Origin of the sequence: Acidihalobacter aeolianus (assembly GCF_001753165.1) — a bacterium.
Taxonomy (GTDB): Bacteria; Pseudomonadota; Gammaproteobacteria; order DSM-5130; family Acidihalobacteraceae; genus Acidihalobacter; species Acidihalobacter aeolianus.
In genome coordinates this window covers 1,654,538-1,670,166 of record NZ_CP017448.1, presented here as the reverse complement: position 1 = coordinate 1,670,166, position 15,629 = coordinate 1,654,538, and the positions used below count along the sequence as shown (strand labels likewise).

Sequence of the window (15,629 nt, the reverse complement as noted above, 5' to 3'; positions counted from 1 at the left end):
CCGCTACCGGCCGCCGCCCAGCCAACCTTTGCGCCGGAAGAACACCACCATGCCGGCTGCGATCACGAGCATCACACCCCACACCAGCGGGTAGCCGTAGTACCAGTTCAGCTCGGGCATGGCCCATGGACTCTTGGTGTTATTGCCGAAGTTCATCCCGTAGACGCCGACGATGAAGGTCAACGGGATGAAGATGGTCGAGATCATGGTTAGCACGCGCATGATGTCGTTGAGTCGATTGCTGACGCTCGACAGATACACGTCGAGCATGCTGGCGACGATATCGCGGTAGGTCTCCAGCAGATCCATGATGTGCACGGTGTGGTCGTAGAGATCTTGCAGGAAGGGCTGCAGATCGGGTGCGAAATATTCCTCGTCGTTGGTGCCGCGCATCAGCTGGCTGACCACTTCGCGGGTCGGCCAGAGCTGGCGACGCAGAATCATGAGATTGCGCTTGTGCTGATAGATGGCGGACAGCAGGTCGCGGCTGGGCCGTTCCAACAATACCTCCTCCAACGCCTCGACCTCCTCGCCGAAGGTTTCCAGCACGGGGAAGGCCTGGTCGACGACGAGGTCCATCAGGGCGTAGAAGAGATAATCGGTGCCGTGGGTGCGCAGTCGCGTCCGTGCCTTGGCCAGGCGCCTACGCACGGCCTGTACCACTTCCTCCTCACCGGCATGAATGCTGAGTACGTAGCCCTCGCCTATGAACAGGTTGAACTGCTCGAGTTCGACGCTTTCGCCGTTCCAACGCGGCAGGTTCAGGATCGCGAACAACTGCTCCTGGTAAATGTCCAGCTTGGGCCGCTGCACCAGCGTCTGCACGTCTTCCAGAGCCAGCGGATGCAGGTCGAACAATATGCCGAGCCGGTCTAGCAACTGGCGATCCGGCTGGCCCTGGATATGAATCCAGGTGACCCCCTCCTTCTTCACAATCACTCTCGCCGCATCCGCATCGATGTCCGGGTACTCGGTCATGTCGTCGCCCAGATAATGCACGGCCCAGAGTCTGGCCGGCGTAGTAACCGGCATATCGACGAGCGTACCCGGAGCGCTGCCGACTTTACGCGTATGGTCGCGATGCGAATCGAAGCCCATCTGAACCTCCTATGCCCTTTATTGGTGTTATCGCCCGATCAGCGGACGTGCAGCAGTTGGTTGAACAAGGTTTCTGAATTGATTGCTTCACCGCTGAGCGCCATGGCAAGGAGTTCGCCGCCGAGCACCTGCGGTGCGAGCAGCAGGTCCGGCTGCACGCGTTTGACGCGCGACAGGTTGCGCGCGTCGCTAACCGCGGCCACCGTACGGATACCTTCGCCGATTTCCTTGACCGCGAGCACCACGAAGGCGTTTTCGGAGTCGTCGTCACCGAGGGCGAGCACCGCCTTCGCGCGCTCCGCGCCGGCCTTGCGCAGAACCTCCAGGTCGCTGCCCTCGCCCACCAGGATATCCGCCTGCGGGTAAACCCCCTCCTCCACCTGGCGCGGCAGCACGAGGGTCAGTTTCTGTCCGCGCGCCTTGAGCTCCTTGAAGCTGTTGCGCGCCAGTGCGGTGTCGCCGACGATGATGTAGTGGTTGGAACGGTCCATGCGCGATCTCCGGGGCTGAATCAGGGCGATCAAACGGTTGTTCATCAAGGGCCCGAGGATGGCGGTCAGCGAGGTGGCGAAGATCACCAGTCCGAGCACGATCAGGGAAACCACGAAGAGCCGGGCCTCGGGCGTCACCGGCACGATATCGCCGTAGCCGACCGTCGACATCGTGACCACGGCGAAGTACAGGGCATCCACTGCACCGGTGATCTTCGGGTGGAACTGGGTGCCGAGCAGATACGCGCCGAAGACGCCATAACCCAGGGTCAGCAGCACGCTGGTCAGGGCGAATAGCGTGCCCGTTGCCAAGCTGCTTCGATTGAAATGGCGTCGCGCGGCCAGCAGGGCCAGCAGCAATGCCAGGTTGTAGCCGGCTTCGAGTGGATAGCGCCAGCCGGAGGCGACCAGTTGAACCACCACGGCCGCGAGCGCGACCAGCATCGTGGTGACCCAGGCCAGGCGCGATCGCCAGAGCAGTCCAAGCGACATGACCAACAACAGCATGCCCACGGCAAACTGCGGTATGCCATGGATGGCGAGCGTCGAGAAACCTTCGTTGAGATGACCCAGATCGGGCACCGAGAGCGTCAGGCCGAGCAGATGCCGCAGATCGGGAACGAGTTGCAACAGGCCGGACAGGCCGACGCCCATGGCGAGCGGGACGTGAGGAAACCAGCGATCGGCGCGTGTCAGCTGGGACAGACGGCTCCACGAGCGGCGTAAGCGAGGCCACATGCCCAGCTGCAGACGTTCGTCGAGGCGTTTGGTATCAGGCACGGAATCTGTGTGTTCTATGGAGTCGAGGCCGACTGCGTCGGCAGATCGCGGTGGTGCCGCTCACGCGGGTCGGGTCAGTGTGGCAGGATCGAGGAGACGGGCCAGTTCGTGCTCGTCCAGATCGGTCATTTCGGCGGCGACCTCGAGTACCGGGCGACCCTCCGCATAGGCGCGTTTGGCGATCGCCGCGCCGCGTTCGTAGCCGATGACGCCGTTCAGCGCGGTGACCAGAACCGGATTGCGAGCCAGTGTGGCCTGCGTGCGGTCGCGGTTGACCTTGAATCCGACGATGGCTTGCCGAGCGAGTATCTCGCATGCATTTGAAGTTAATTCAATGGCTTGAAGAATATTGTTGCCAATCAACGGCAACATGACGTTGAGCTGGAAGTTACCCGATTGACCGCCGACGGTAATGGCGGCATCCAGCCCGATGACCTGGGCCGATACCATGCAGACCGCCTCGGGGATCACGGGGTTCACCTTGCCGGGCATGATGCTGCTACCGGGCTGCAGGGCCGGAAGGCTGATTTCGCCGAGTCCGGCCAGTGGGCCGGAATTCATCCAGCGCAGGTCGTTGGCGATTTTCATCAATGCAGCTGCGAGGCTCTTGACCTGACCGGACAGGGCCACGATATCGTCCTGCGCGCTCAGGCCCTCGAATAGATCGGCACGCACCCGGAAGGCCAGTCCGGTGCGTGCGGCGAGATCCTTGGCGATGCGGCGGCCGAGCTCGGGATGGGCGTTCACCCCGGTCCCCACCGCGGTGCCGCCCTGGGCGAGCCCGCAGACCTGGGGCAGGAGCGCCTCAACCCGTTCGGCTCCGAGCTCGATCTGCGCCGCCCAGCCACCGAGTATCTGAGACAAGCGGACCGGCATGGCGTCCATCAGGTGGGTCCGCCCGGTGGTGACGACATCCACCAGTTCGCCACTACGCGTACGGATGGTATCGGCAAGTTCGTTCAGTGCGGGCAACAGGCACTGGGTGCAGGCGAGAGCGGCGCTGACATGGATGGCGCTGGGAATGACATCGTTCGAACTCTGGCCACGATTGACGTCGTCGTTCGGATGCACCGAGCAGCCGAGCCGTTCGCCGGCGAGATGGGCGATGACCTCGTTCACGTTCATGTTGGTGCTGGTGCCGGAGCCCGTCTGATAGACATCGACGGGAAAGGCGTCGGGATAGGCGCCGCCTGCAACCTCGTCTGCGGCCTCGGCGATAGCGGCGGCAAGATCGGCCGGCATCAGCCCCAGAGCCGCATGCGACCGCGCTGCCGCCGCCTTGATCATGGCCACGGCCTGGATGAAGCGCGGCGGCATGCGTTGACCGCTGACCGGAAAGTTGTCGATCGCCCGTTGCGTCTGAGCCCCCCAAAGCGCGTCGGAGGGCACGCGAAGTTCGCCCATGCTGTCGTGCTCGATACGGTAGCCGGGGGATTCTTGCATACGGGTTCCTGGATTTCGGGGTCGGTCAGACAGGGTTGCGGTATTATACTGCAAGTTTTTGCGACCGAGATTGAAGGATGGAGATCACCACCCTTACCGCCCTGTCACCGGTTGACGGGCGCTATGCCACACAGGCGGAGCCATTGCGCACGCGCTTCAGCGAATATGGCTTGATCGCGGCCCGCGTGACCGTCGAGGTGCGCTGGCTGCAGGCGCTGGCCGACGAGCCGGGCATTCCCGAGGTCGCCCCGCTGCCGGATGCTTCGCAGCGTCTGCTCGGCGAACTCGCCGGTTCGTTCTCGCTCGAGGATGCGGCCGAGGTCAAACGGATAGAACGCACCACCAACCACGACGTCAAGGCCGTCGAGTACTTCATCAAGCAGCGTATCGCCGCCGACCCCGCGCTCGATGCGGTCAAGGAGTTCGTGCACTTCGCCTGCACTTCCGAGGACATCAACAACCTTGCCTACGGCCTGATGCTCAAGGGCGGTCGCGACGATGTGCTGCTGCCAGTGATGGACGAGATCGTCGCTGCACTGCGGGATTTAGCGCACGGCCAGGCCGACGTGCCGATGCTCTCGCGCACGCACGGCCAGCCGGCCAGTCCGACCACGCTGGGCAAGGAGCTCGCCAATGTGGTGGCGCGTCTGGAACGCCAGCGGGCGCAGATTGCAGGCGTGTCCATCCTCGGCAAGATCAACGGTGCCGTGGGCAACTACAACGCCCATGCCGTTACCTATCCGAACCTGGACTGGGCGGCTTTCGCCGAACGCTTCGTGACCGGCCTGGGGCTGACCTGGAATCCCTATACCACCCAGATCGAGCCGCACGACTACATTGCAGAACTGTTCGACGCCATCGCGCGGTTCAACACCATCCTGCTCGATCTGTCGCGCGACGTCTGGGGCTACATCTCGCTGGGCTATTTCCGTCAGCGTGTAGTCGCCGGTGAGGTCGGTTCATCGACCATGCCGCACAAGGTCAATCCCATCGACTTCGAGAATGCGGAAGGCAATCTGGGGCTGGCCAATGCCGTACTCGAGCACCTGGCGCGCAAGCTCCCGGTATCGCGCTGGCAGCGCGATCTCACCGATTCCACGGTGTTGCGCAACCTGGGTGTGGGGCTGGCCCACAGCCTGATCGCATATCGCGCCCTGCTCAAGGGCCTGGGCAAGCTGGAAGTCGACGCGGCACGTCTGGCGGCCGATCTCGAGGCCAATTGGGAGGTCCTGGCCGAACCGATCCAGACCGTGATGCGTCGCTATGGCCTGCCCAACCCCTACGAACAGCTCAAGGCGATGACCCGGGGACAGCGCATCGATGCCGCCGCACTGCGTGCCTTCATCGCGAATCTGGATCTGCCGACGGAGGCCCGCGACGCGTTGCTGGCGCTGACCCCCGGCGGGTATACCGGTACCGCGGCGGATCAGGCACGTCGCGTGTGATGATTCCGGGGCGACTGCTTGGCGGTCTGAGTGCTGACGAATTCCTGCGCGACTACTGGCAGCGTCGCCCGTTGCTGGTGCGCGGCGCCTTCGAGGATGTCGCGCCGCCGCTGGAACCGGACGAATTCGCCGGCCTCGCACTGGAGCCGGATGTGCCTGCCCGTCTCGTGGTGCAGCACGGCGAAAGACACTGGGAGTTGCGCCACGGCCCTTTCGAGGAGTCCGACTTCGCCGCGCTGCCGGAAACGCACTGGACGCTGCTGATCACGGATTTGGAAAAGTTCGTACCGCCCCTGCAGACGCTGGTCGAGCCCTTCCGCTTTTTGCCGGACTGGCGCATCGACGATCTCATGATCAGCTATGCAGCGCCCCAGGGTTCCGTGGGGCCGCATACCGACGCCTATGACGTCTTCCTGTTGCAATTGGCTGGCCGTCGTCGCTGGCAGATCGACACCCGGCCCGTCTCTCCCGATAACCGCCTGCCCGACCAGGATCTGCGTATCCTTGCTCATTTTGAGGCGGAGTCCGAATGGGTGCTGGAGCCGGGCGACATGCTTTATCTCCCTCCCGGCGTGGCGCATTACGGGGTCGCGCTGGACGAATGCATGACTGCGTCCATCGGTTTTCGCGCACCCAGCCAGCGCGATCTGGTGAGCGCCTGGCTGGACGACGTGGTAGCGGGTCTCGACCCCGAGCGGCGGTATGACGATCCGGGCAGACCTTCGGCGGCGAGCAGTCCAGGCGAGATCGACTCCGCCTCCAGGAAACGTCTCGTGGCCCTGTTGCGTGAAGCGGTCGGACGCTCCGACAGCGACCTGGAACGGTGGTTGGGTTGCTATCTCACAGAGCCGCGGGCAGATCTGGCAAGCCTGTATCCGCCGCCCTGCTCGGATGCTGAAGATACACTCAGTCAGCACCTCGCTGCGGGGCTCGGATTGATGCGCAACACGGCGGCCCGCCTGGCCTATTTCTCCTCTGCAGACACCGTTTACTTCTATGCCGATGGCGAGGAGCGAACCCTGGACCTGAACTTTCAGAGTCTGCTTGCCGTCCTATGTCTGCGCTATGAATATCCGGCAGAATTATGCCGAGACTGGTTCGAGGAATATCCGGGCGCACACGCGCTGCTCGCCGACCTGTTGCGGCGCGGCGTTCTGGAAATGCCCGACGAGCCGGATGATGATGAAATACGCCAAGAATCAGGAAAATCAGAATGAGTTCGTCAGCGATTCGCCGATACAGCATGCCAGTCATGGTTGTCATTGCCCTTGTGGCCCTGGCCCTCGTTACCCTCTTCCCAAGCAAGACCGATTCGCTGAAACAAAGCCGGATCGCACTGGCCGCATTCGAGCGACAGGTTAAGCAGACCGAAGCGCCCGCCGAAACGGCCTGGCAGTCCTTCCAGAAACAAAAGGATGCCTACGCCAAGCAGAACGACTACAGGGCCCTGTACGCATCGGCGAACCAGACCTACGACACCATCGACCAGGTCGGCAAGGCACTGGCCGCGATTCCGATTCCGAAGCTTCATAATACGCATGCCAGACAGGCTGCCTGGAAGGCCCTCGAGGACACACGGGCCAAATACACCATGCTGGCGGCCGCGGCTCAGGTCTGGATCAAGATGGCCGGAACCGGGAGCCTGGACAGCGATGAACTGATCGCGATCAAGGGTGTCGAGAAGCAGGCAGCCAAGTATGAAGGCATGATTCCTGGTGACTTTGCGATGGCCCGGCAGGCGCTCACTGCCCCAGCATCGAACTGATACCGGACACATGCATGTTCCCCGGCACTCGTGTTGCCGGAGTGTATCGCTTATCCTGTGCGCAATTCGCCCGAGAGATACAGCCGCATGGCGTCTGTTCTTAATCCGAACAATAAGTTAAGCGATACGATTGATCTTGTTTCCGGGATCGTGCTGGGCAAGCGCACAGTGATCGAACTGGCGCTCGCCTGCTTGCTCGCCCGCGGACATCTGCTCATCGAGGATCTGCCAGGCATGGGTAAAACCACACTGGCCCATGCCCTTGCGATTGCCCTGGGTCTGCGCTTTCAGCGGGTCCAGTTCACCAGCGACCTGCTCCCGGCGGATATCCTTGGTCTTTCCATTTACGATCGCGAACAGGGTGAATTTCGTTTCCATCCAGGTCCGATCTTCACCCAGGTGCTGCTCGCCGACGAAATCAACCGTGCCACACCGAAGGCACAGAGCGCTCTGCTTGAAGCGATGGAGGAGCAGCAGGTCACCCTTGATGGCGAGGCCAGGCCGTTGCCGGAACCGTTCTTCGTCATCGCAACGCAAAACCCATTGCAGCAACTCGGAACCTTCGCCTTGCCGGAATCCCAGCTCGACCGCTTTCTGATGCGGCTGAGCCTGGGTTACCCGGATGCTGCGGCGGAGCGCGCGCTGCTGGTCGGTCAGGATCGGCGCAGCCTGCTGGGGGAAACCCGGGCGCTGATCGATGCCTCGGAACTGAGCTCCATGCAGCAGTCGGTGGAAATACTGCATGTCGCGCCCCCCGTACTCGACTATGTGCAGGCGTTGCTGCACGCCTCGCGTCATGCTGAGCACCTGCGCCCCGGGCTTTCTCCTCGCGCCGGACTCGCTCTGATCCGCGCGAGCCGTGCCTTTGCGGCGGTACGGGGTCGTGATTACGTCGTACCGGAAGACGTACAGGCGGTATTTCCCGCAGTCGCCGGGCATCGCCTCGGCACGGGTGGCGACGACCCGCTCAGTGCTGCTGCTGCCGCACAATGGATGCTGGAACAGGTCGCGTTACCCTGAATCGCCTGCGCGGAGCTGCGAAACGGCGAGGGCCGATCGCGCGCTGGGCCTATCGCCGCTTGAAAATCGACGGCAACATCGTCGTGCTGCATCGTCGGCGTCTATTCATCCTGCCTAGCGGGGCTGGTTTCGCATTCGGTGCCATGCTCGCCGTGATGCTGCTGTTCGCGCTGAATTACAACAACAGCATGATCTTCGGCGTTACCTTCCTACTGGCTGGCATTGCCATCAACGCCATCTGGCAGACACACCGCAACCTCCTCGGCTTGCGCATTGAACTGCAACCGACACCGGTGCTGTTTGCCGGCTTGGGTGGTGCGGCAGTACTCGACGTGCGAACCCCGGGTGAAGCTCGACCGGACATCGTCTTTGAGATCACGCCTACAGGCCTGTCTCGCCAGATCGCTGTCGATACGGGTACTGATGTCGAGGTTCGCCTGGATCTGCCCGTGATGGGTCGCGGCGTGCATGCCATGCCCAAGATTCACGTGAGTACACGCTACCCGCTAGGAATCTTCCGCGCCTGGACTCTGCTGCATTTTCCCCAGAACCTGATCGTCGCGCCGGCACCGGTTGCGCGCGATTGGTCCAGGCCGCCTGGTAGTGGCGGCGAGACACCCAACGATGTACTTGCCAGGGCGGGTGAGGACGAGCACTTGTTCGGACTGCGGCCCTATCAACATGGGGATGCCCTGCACCGCATCGCCTGGCGCGCCTCGGCACGCAGCGATAGCCTGGTGAGCAAGCAGTTCGTTGTCGGCAGCGATCGTGAAACGCTTTGGCTGCGCTGGGAAGACCTGCCGGCCATGGATACCGAAGCCCGACTTTCACTGTTGTGCCGTCGTGTCCTCGACGCTGATGCCGACGGTCAGGAGTATGCGCTTTCTCTGCCAGATAGGGTCGTGCCGCCCGGCCAAGGTCCCCTGCAACGCCGCAGATGCCTGGACGCGCTGGCACGCTTTGAGGGAGGCGGCCAGTGAACAGGGGGCGGCGCCGTACGGACTTGCCAGTGGCATACCACGCCTCGTTTTATCGTTTGCAGGCTTCGTTCGCTGCTCTTGCGCTCGTACTGTCTTCCGCCCTGCCCGTCTGGGTGGTGCTCTCAGCCATCATCCTGTTGCTTTATTGCGCGGTTGCCTTGTCCCGCGGCTGGCAGAATCCGCCCGCCCTCGTCCTCGCCGGATTTGCCCTGGCGGCAGTGATCGGGGTGGCGCTGTGGTTTCATACCCTCAATGGCGCACCGGCTGGCGTTTCCCTGCTGCTGTTGGTCGCGAGCATCAAGACACTCGAATGCCGGGCACGGCGTGACCTGATCGTCGTCGTGCTCAGTGGATATCTGTTGACTGCCAGCGTGTACTTGTTTGGACAAGGCCTGCCGCAAGTAATGTTTGGCTTGGGGAATCTGCTCTGGCTTACCTCGGTGCTGCAGCAACTGCATGCGTCGGCCGCCGCAACCTCATTGCGCCGCCAACTCGTTACTGCCGGTGTACGGCTTCTCGCCGCAGTCCCGTTGATGCTCTTCCTGTTCGTGCTTTTCCCGCGCATCGACGGGCCGCTTTGGGGCCGCATGCCCAACCGCCATCAGGCTGTGACCGGCTTGAGCGACGGCATGGAACCGGGGATCATTTCCCAGCTCGTACGCTCGCAGGCCATCGCATTTCGCGCGCATTTCAGCGGACCGCCGCCCGCACCGAACACGCTCTACTGGCGAACCTACGTTCTGACCCGATTCAATGGACTTGCATGGTTGCCGCCTGCGGCAGGCGCCGGCAACAGGAATGGGGTACAGGTTCACGGGCAGACGACGCGTTACACCCTGCTGTTGCGTCCCACCGGCAAGCGGGGCATACCTGTGCTCGGCCTGCCGGTTTCCGTACCGCCCGGCACCAGACTCATGCCCGGCGATACCCTCAAGGCCACCGGGTCGGCCGACGCAATTCATAGCTATGTTCTGACCGTGGCGACCCATGGTGCGCTACTGGGTGCAGATATGCGGAGATCGCAGCTGCGTCGCGATCTAGCCCTGCCCCCCCACATTGCCCCTCAGGCGCGAGTCCTGGCGGCACGCTGGCGGCGTGAGGACCCTTCCCCCGAGGCGATCGTGGCCAGGGCGATGCGCTACATCCATGATCAGCCCTTCTACTACACGTTGACTCCGCCGCGTTTGCCGGGAGACATTACCGATCGCTTCCTGTTTTCCACCCGTCAAGGGTTCTGCGAGGATTACGCCAGTGCGTTCGCCGTATTGATGCGGGCTGCAGACATACCCGCGCGTGTCGTGGTCGGCTATATGGGTGGGCACTGGAACAATGCCCTGGACTACTACACCGTACGTGAAGCAGACGCACATGCCTGGGTCGAGGTCTGGTTGCCGGGGCGCGGCTGGCTGCGCGTCGATCCGACCTCCGCGGTGGCGGCTTCGCGCGTCGAGGCCGGCACCGCGGCGACAGCGACAGGCGGACTTGCCGTCACCGCCACGGGCGGCTGGTTGGCGCACTGGGGAAGATCGCTGCGACGTGGTTGGGATACGGCCGGTTACCTCTGGGACACCTGGGTGGTCGCCTTCGGCCCTGCCGAACAACGTGCGCTCCTGGCGAGGCTGGGTTTGCGCACCGACTGGGCCTCGCTGGCCGCCTATCTGGCCGCCGGTTTTGCCTTGATCGCTCTATCCGGTTTGGCTTGGCACACCTGGAAAGCCCGCGGCCCGCGTACCCGGGATCCGGCGCTGCGCCTCTACCGGCGTTATCTACGACGTCTCAGGCGCGAGCAGAACCTCGCACCGCGCCCTAACGAGGGTGCTCTGGATTTCGCGCAGCGTGCAGCCAGGATCTGGCCGCCACATGCACAGGCAGCAGCCGTCATCGCGTTGCGCTATCAGGAGGCACGCTATGCGCCATCTTCGAATGAACACCTGCGCCAGCAGCGCCTGCTTCTGCTGCGCCGGGCGGTCGACGGTCCGCTGACTTCGCGCTGAAAGCGGACATAGAAAGGCCCGCCAAAGCGGGCCAAAGGGCCGGCAAGCCGGCCGGAGCGCGCATGAAACGCTTTAGCTCAGGCGGACTGAGCGTGATCTTGGGTATTTTGTTTACCCTGGTAGTCGGCGATGGCGGCCTTGATCGCGTCCTCGGCGAGGACCGAGCAGTGGATCTTCACCGGCGGCAGCGCCAGTTCCTCGGCGATCTGGGTGTTCTTGATCTCGCCGGCCTCGGCCAGCGTCTTGCCCTTGACCCATTCGGTCAGAAGGCTTGAGCTGGCGATCGCCGAGCCGCAGCCGTAGGTCTTGAACTTGGCGTCCTCGATCACGCCCGCGGCGTTGACCTTGATCTGCAGCTTCATCACGTCGCCGCAGGCCGGGGCGCCCACCATGCCGGTGCCCACGCTCGTGTCCACCTGGTCCAGGCTCCCCACGTTGCGGGGGTTTTCGTAGTGGTCGATCACCTTGTCGCTGTAGGCCATCTTCTGGTCCTCCGTATCGGGTTCTACCGCCTCAGTGGGCGGCCCATTGAATGCTCTTGAGGTCCACGCCCGCCTGGTACATCTCCCACAGCGGCGAGAGCTCACGCAACTTGTTCACCGCCGTGCGGATGAGCGAGACCGCATAGTCGATCTCCTCGGCCGTGGTGTAGCGGCCGATCGAGAAGCGGATGGAGCTATGCGCCAGTTCGTCGTCGCGCCCCAGCGCGCGCAGCACGTAGCTCGGCTCGAGACTCGCCGAGGTGCACGCCGAACCAGAGGAGACCGCCAGTTCCTTGAGCGCCATCAGCAGGCTCTCGCCCTCCACGTAGGCAAAGCTGACGTTGAGGACCCCGGGGTAGCCGTGCGCCAGGTCGCCGTTGAGATAGACGGCCTCGAGGTCGTTGACCCCGGCCCACAGCCGGTCGCGCAGGCCGCGGATGCGTTCGAGGTCGGCCCCCATTTCCTCGCGCGCCAGCCGGGCGGCCTCGCCCATGCCGACGATCTGGTGCGTCGCCAGGGTGCCGGAGCGCATGCCGCGCTCGTGCCCGCCGCCGTGCATCTGCGCCTCCAGGCGCACCCGCGGCTTGCGCCGCACGTACAGCGCACCGATGCCCTTGGGGCCGTACATCTTGTGCCCCGAGAGGCTGGCCAGGTCGATGTCCAGAGCCTGCACGTCCAGCGGCACCTTGCCGGCGGACTGCGCGGCATCCACATGCAGCAGGATGCCCCGCGCACGGGTCAGCGCGCTTACCGCCTTGAGGTCCTGGATCACGCCGATCTCGTTGTTGACGTGCATCAGCGAGACCAGCACGGTGTCCTCGCGCAGCGCCGCCTCGAGCTTGCCCAGATCAATCAGGCCGTTCGGCTCGGGATCGAGATAGGTCACCTCGCAGCCCTCGCGCTCAAGCTGCCGGCAGGTGTCCAGCACCGCCTTGTGCTCGGTCTTGCTGGTGACCATGTGCCGGCCCTTGCGGGCGTAGAAGTGCATCACGCCCTTGATCGCGAGGTTGTCCGACTCGGTCGCGCCGCTGGTCCACACGATCTCCTTGGGATCGGCGTTGATCAGGCGGGCCACCTCGGCACGGGCGTTCTCCACCGCCGCCTCGGCCTCCCAGCCGAAGGCGTGGCTGCGCGATGCGGCATTGCCGTACACGCCCTCACGCGTCAGATACGTGCACATCAGCTGCGCAACTCGCCCGTCCACCGGCGTCGTCGCCGCATAGTCCAAATAAATCGGCCTCTCCTTCGCGTCCATATAAATGGCCTCGCTTCAGGCGGCAGAGCGACGATAGGAAACGACCTGGCGGCGTCCGGCCTTGTCCTGGCGCTCGGCGACCGCCTGAACATCGGGGCGGTTGGCGAACTGGTCCAGAGTGATGCCGTCGAGGAAGCTGTACAGCCGATGACTCAGGTCGTCCCAAAGCTGGTGGGTCAGGCAGCGTTCGCCGTCCTGACAGTCGCCCTGCCCGTTGCAGCGGGTAACGTCGACCGATTCGTCTACGGCAGTGATGATCTGCGCCACGGTGATCTGGTCGGCGGGTTTGGCCAGGCGATAGCCGCCACCCGGGCCGCGTACACCTTCGACCAGGTTTTCCTTGCGCAGTTTGGCGAAGAGCTGCTCGAGGTAGGACAGGGAGATGCCCTGGCAGACGGATATATCAGCCAAGGTCACGGGGCCGACCTTGTCATGGATGGCCAGATCGAGCATCGCGGTCACCGCGTATCTACCTTTCGTGGAAAGCTTCATGGAGATTCGCCTTCTGTTTGTCAAGAATGTGCCAATGGCCGGAAACAAATCCCGAGCCTGTCAGTGGGTTATTTTAGATTAACCTACCGTGACAGTCAACAATTGAGTGTTTGCCATTGGCGAGAGGATGTGGGATAGGGAGGGGTAATCGTTCAGTCGCGATCATCGGCGAGCGTGTCGGCCAGTGCGTCCGGTGCGAGGGTGAATGCGTGCCCTTGAGCGATGCAATAGTGCAGCCATCGATTGAGAAAACGATTGGCCGACCAGCGCATGCGCAGGGCTCCGGATGCGCTATCGTCCAGTCCGTACGCGTGCCGCGATAGCGTATGTGCGGGCCCTTGTGGCGCGAACAGAACCTCCGCTTGGCGCGCGTCGTGGTAGACACGTACCGCAAGAGAGGGTGATTCGACCTCACCGTCGTCCTCACCAAGGAAGCGATAGGTCAGTCCCAGACTGCTGGTGTAGCGGGTATGTTCGAGCACGCGAAGATACAGGCGGGGTATGCCGGCAGGGTGAGATACGTGCATCACCCCGGCTTCCGGCAGACGGGGACACAGCCGGCGCAGTGCAATGTAATTATCCTCATAGACCTCCATCAACGCGGCGAAACTGCGCGGCGCGCTGAATAGATATCCTGGATAATGGGGCTGAATGAACATGTTGCGAGAATAGCATAGGGACAAGTGCAGACGGATTTGTTAACTTGATCGAAGCAACGACCCCACGGAATGTGGTAACGCCCGATGATAGAAACCTGCCGCACCCAGCCTTTCAGCGGACAGCGCCCCGGAACCTCCGGCCTGCGCAAACCGGTCAAAACCTTCATGCAGCCGCACTATCTCGAAAACTTCGTGCAGTCGGTATTCGACTGCGTGGAGGACCTTGCGGGGGCAACGCTGGTGCTCGGAGGCGATGGCCGCTATCACAATCGCGAGGCCATCCAGACCATCCTGCGCATGGCGGCCGGGAATCGGGTTTCGCGCGTTCTCCTGGGGCGAGGCGGCCTGCTCTCGACCCCGGCGGTTTCCTCCATAATTCGCCATAGAGGTGCGACCGGTGGTCTGATCCTATCCGCCAGCCATAATCCCGGTGGACCAAACGGCGATTTCGGCATCAAATACAACTCGGGCAATGGCGGCCCGGCGACCGAAACCCTGACAGAGGCCATCTATACACGCAGTCAGGAAATAGACCGTTACTACATCGCGACAACGAACCATGTGGATATTGACGTCCTGGGTGATACCCATCTGGAGGCGATGAAGATCACGGTGCTAGACCCCGTGGCCGATTACTCCGAACTCATGGAGTCACTGTTCGATTTCGAACGTATACGTGAGCTGTTCCGAAGTGGTTTTCGCATGCGTTTCGACGCCATGCACGCCGTGACCGGACCGTATGCGCACGCGATATTGGAAGATGTGCTCGGTGCACCGGAGGGCACGGTGATTCATGGCACCCCCCTGGCAGATTTCGGCGGTGGCCACCCCGACCCGAACCTCACTCATGCCGCAGAGCTGGTGCGCCAGCTCAATCGACCCGAAGGACCGGATTTCGGCGCCGCGTCCGACGGAGACGGCGATCGCAACATGATCATCGGCCACGGCTGCTTCGTGACCCCGAGCGACAGCCTGGCGATCATGGCTGCGAATGCCACACGTATACCGGCCTATCGCGAGGGCCTGCTCGGCGTGGCCCGTTCCATGCCCACCAGTCGGGCCGTGGACCGTGTAGCAGCCAGGTTGAATATCCCCTGTTACGAAACGCCGACCGGATGGAAGTTCTTCGGCAATCTGCTCGATGCCGGACGTATCACGCTCTGTGGCGAGGAAAGTTTCGGCACCGGATCAAATCATGTGCGCGAGAAGGACGGGCTTTGGGCGGTGCTGTTCTGGCTCAATCTGCTCGCCGTGCGTGGACAGTCGGTGGCGGAAATCGTAGCCGAGCACTGGCAGGCTTACGGCCGCGACGTTTATACCCGGCATGATTACGAGGATGTCGACGCAGATGCCGCCTCAAGATTGATGCAGGATCTGCGCGAAAATCTGCCTGGTCTTGTGGGGCAGACAGTGGGCGGCAGTCATGTCACAGCCGCTGACGATTTCGCCTATGACGATCCGATTGATGGTAGTCGTTCCGAGGGGCAGGGATTGCGGTTGATGCTCGGCGATGAGGCCCGAATCGTCTACCGCCTGTCAGGGACGGGCACCCAGGGGGCGACACTACGCGTGTACATTGAACGATTGGAAACCCGCCGTTCGCACCTGCAGGCCGATGCCCAAACGCAGCTGGCCGATTTGATCCGCTTTGCCGGAGAAGTGGCAGGCATCGCAGAGCGCACCGGCCGGCAGTCTCCGGACGTGATCACCTGAAACGTATCTACG

General features: G+C 62.9%; 14 protein-coding genes. 7 read left to right on the top strand and 7 right to left on the bottom strand.

The window, feature by feature from the left end; all coding sequences use genetic code 11:
- Positions 1 to 3: 3 nt before the first annotated feature.
- From corA to BJI67_RS07595, 3 genes are read right to left on the bottom strand one after another with little or no spacing between them, the layout of a single operon-like run.
- On the bottom strand, positions 4 to 1,098 hold the full coding sequence (corA, locus tag BJI67_RS07605) for a magnesium/cobalt transporter CorA (protein ID WP_070072530.1): 1,095 nt from the start codon (positions 1,096 to 1,098) through the stop codon (positions 4 to 6).
- Between the two features lie 38 nt (positions 1,099 to 1,136).
- Positions 1,137 to 2,369: a voltage-gated potassium channel protein gene (gene kch, locus BJI67_RS07600; RefSeq protein WP_197513358.1), complete on the bottom strand. Its 1,233-nt coding sequence runs from the start codon at positions 2,367 to 2,369 to the stop codon at positions 1,137 to 1,139.
- A 60-nt stretch (positions 2,370 to 2,429) separates the two neighbouring features.
- Positions 2,430 to 3,812, bottom strand: coding sequence for a class II fumarate hydratase (locus BJI67_RS07595; protein WP_070072529.1), 1,383 nt, complete (start codon positions 3,810 to 3,812; stop codon positions 2,430 to 2,432).
- A 77-nt stretch (positions 3,813 to 3,889) separates the two neighbouring features.
- Here BJI67_RS07595 and purB point away from each other — a divergent pair, with 77 nt between their 5' ends.
- From purB to BJI67_RS07565, 6 genes are all read left to right on the top strand, one after another.
- Positions 3,890 to 5,257, top strand: coding sequence for an adenylosuccinate lyase (purB, locus tag BJI67_RS07590; protein WP_070072528.1), 1,368 nt, complete (start codon positions 3,890 to 3,892; stop codon positions 5,255 to 5,257).
- A complete protein-coding gene (locus BJI67_RS07585; RefSeq protein ID WP_070072527.1) occupies positions 5,257 to 6,474 on the top strand; it encodes a cupin domain-containing protein in 1,218 nt (405 codons plus the stop codon). Before purB ends, BJI67_RS07585 begins: the two co-directional genes overlap by 1 nt.
- A 35-nt stretch (positions 6,475 to 6,509) precedes the next feature.
- Positions 6,510 to 7,022: a hypothetical protein gene (locus BJI67_RS07580; RefSeq protein WP_070072526.1), complete on the top strand. Its 513-nt coding sequence runs from the start codon at positions 6,510 to 6,512 to the stop codon at positions 7,020 to 7,022.
- An 87-nt stretch (positions 7,023 to 7,109) separates the two neighbouring features.
- On the top strand, positions 7,110 to 8,042 hold the full coding sequence (locus tag BJI67_RS07575; protein ID WP_070072525.1) for an AAA family ATPase: 933 nt from the start codon (positions 7,110 to 7,112) through the stop codon (positions 8,040 to 8,042).
- Complete coding sequence (locus tag BJI67_RS07570; RefSeq protein ID WP_070072524.1) at positions 8,012 to 9,022, top strand: DUF58 domain-containing protein; 1,011 nt, start codon at positions 8,012 to 8,014, stop codon at positions 9,020 to 9,022. The genes BJI67_RS07575 and BJI67_RS07570 overlap by 31 nt, the downstream gene beginning before the upstream one ends.
- 29 nt (positions 9,023 to 9,051) lie before the next feature.
- Positions 9,052 to 11,016: a transglutaminase TgpA family protein gene (locus BJI67_RS07565; protein ID WP_070072523.1), complete on the top strand. Its 1,965-nt coding sequence runs from the start codon at positions 9,052 to 9,054 to the stop codon at positions 11,014 to 11,016.
- A gap of 77 nt (positions 11,017 to 11,093) precedes the next feature.
- Here the strand turns inward: BJI67_RS07565 and iscU are convergent, their stop codons facing one another.
- The 4 genes from iscU to BJI67_RS07545 form a co-directional block, all read right to left on the bottom strand.
- Positions 11,094 to 11,498, bottom strand: coding sequence for a Fe-S cluster assembly scaffold IscU (gene iscU, locus BJI67_RS07560; RefSeq protein ID WP_070072522.1), 405 nt, complete (start codon positions 11,496 to 11,498; stop codon positions 11,094 to 11,096).
- A 31-nt stretch (positions 11,499 to 11,529) separates the two neighbouring features.
- Positions 11,530 to 12,753: an IscS subfamily cysteine desulfurase gene (locus BJI67_RS07555; RefSeq protein ID WP_070072521.1), complete on the bottom strand. Its 1,224-nt coding sequence runs from the start codon at positions 12,751 to 12,753 to the stop codon at positions 11,530 to 11,532.
- A gap of 15 nt (positions 12,754 to 12,768) precedes the next feature.
- Positions 12,769 to 13,245, bottom strand: a complete 477-nt coding sequence (locus BJI67_RS07550) for a Fe-S cluster assembly transcription factor (protein ID WP_070072520.1) — start codon at positions 13,243 to 13,245, stop codon at positions 12,769 to 12,771.
- A gap of 152 nt (positions 13,246 to 13,397) precedes the next feature.
- Complete coding sequence (locus BJI67_RS07545; protein ID WP_070072519.1) at positions 13,398 to 13,904, bottom strand: DUF1249 domain-containing protein; 507 nt, start codon at positions 13,902 to 13,904, stop codon at positions 13,398 to 13,400.
- Between the two features lie 84 nt (positions 13,905 to 13,988).
- Here BJI67_RS07545 and BJI67_RS07540 point away from each other — a divergent pair, with 84 nt between their 5' ends.
- Positions 13,989 to 15,617 (top strand): alpha-D-glucose phosphate-specific phosphoglucomutase, encoded by a 1,629-nt coding sequence (locus BJI67_RS07540; RefSeq protein WP_070072518.1) that lies wholly within the window; start codon positions 13,989 to 13,991, stop codon positions 15,615 to 15,617.
- Positions 15,618 to 15,629: the final 12 nt, after the last annotated feature.

Coding starts and splice junctions, on each gene's coding strand:
- corA (WP_070072530.1), bottom strand. CDS start 1,098: ATGGGCTTCGATTCGCATCGCGACCATACGCGTAAAGTCGGCAGCGCT.
- BJI67_RS07595 (WP_070072529.1), bottom strand. CDS start 3,812: ATGCAAGAATCCCCCGGCTACCGTATCGAGCACGACAGCATGGGCGAA.
- purB (WP_070072528.1), top strand. CDS start 3,890: ATGGAGATCACCACCCTTACCGCCCTGTCACCGGTTGACGGGCGCTAT.
- BJI67_RS07585 (WP_070072527.1), top strand. CDS start 5,257: ATGATTCCGGGGCGACTGCTTGGCGGTCTGAGTGCTGACGAATTCCTG.
- BJI67_RS07580 (WP_070072526.1), top strand. CDS start 6,510: ATGGTTGTCATTGCCCTTGTGGCCCTGGCCCTCGTTACCCTCTTCCCA.
- BJI67_RS07575 (WP_070072525.1), top strand. CDS start 7,110: ATGGCGTCTGTTCTTAATCCGAACAATAAGTTAAGCGATACGATTGAT.
- BJI67_RS07570 (WP_070072524.1), top strand. CDS start 8,012: ATGGATGCTGGAACAGGTCGCGTTACCCTGAATCGCCTGCGCGGAGCT.
- iscU (WP_070072522.1), bottom strand. CDS start 11,498: ATGGCCTACAGCGACAAGGTGATCGACCACTACGAAAACCCCCGCAAC.
- BJI67_RS07555 (WP_070072521.1), bottom strand. CDS start 12,753: ATGGACGCGAAGGAGAGGCCGATTTATTTGGACTATGCGGCGACGACG.
- BJI67_RS07550 (WP_070072520.1), bottom strand. CDS start 13,245: ATGAAGCTTTCCACGAAAGGTAGATACGCGGTGACCGCGATGCTCGAT.
- BJI67_RS07545 (WP_070072519.1), bottom strand. CDS start 13,904: ATGTTCATTCAGCCCCATTATCCAGGATATCTATTCAGCGCGCCGCGC.
- BJI67_RS07540 (WP_070072518.1), top strand. CDS start 13,989: ATGATAGAAACCTGCCGCACCCAGCCTTTCAGCGGACAGCGCCCCGGA.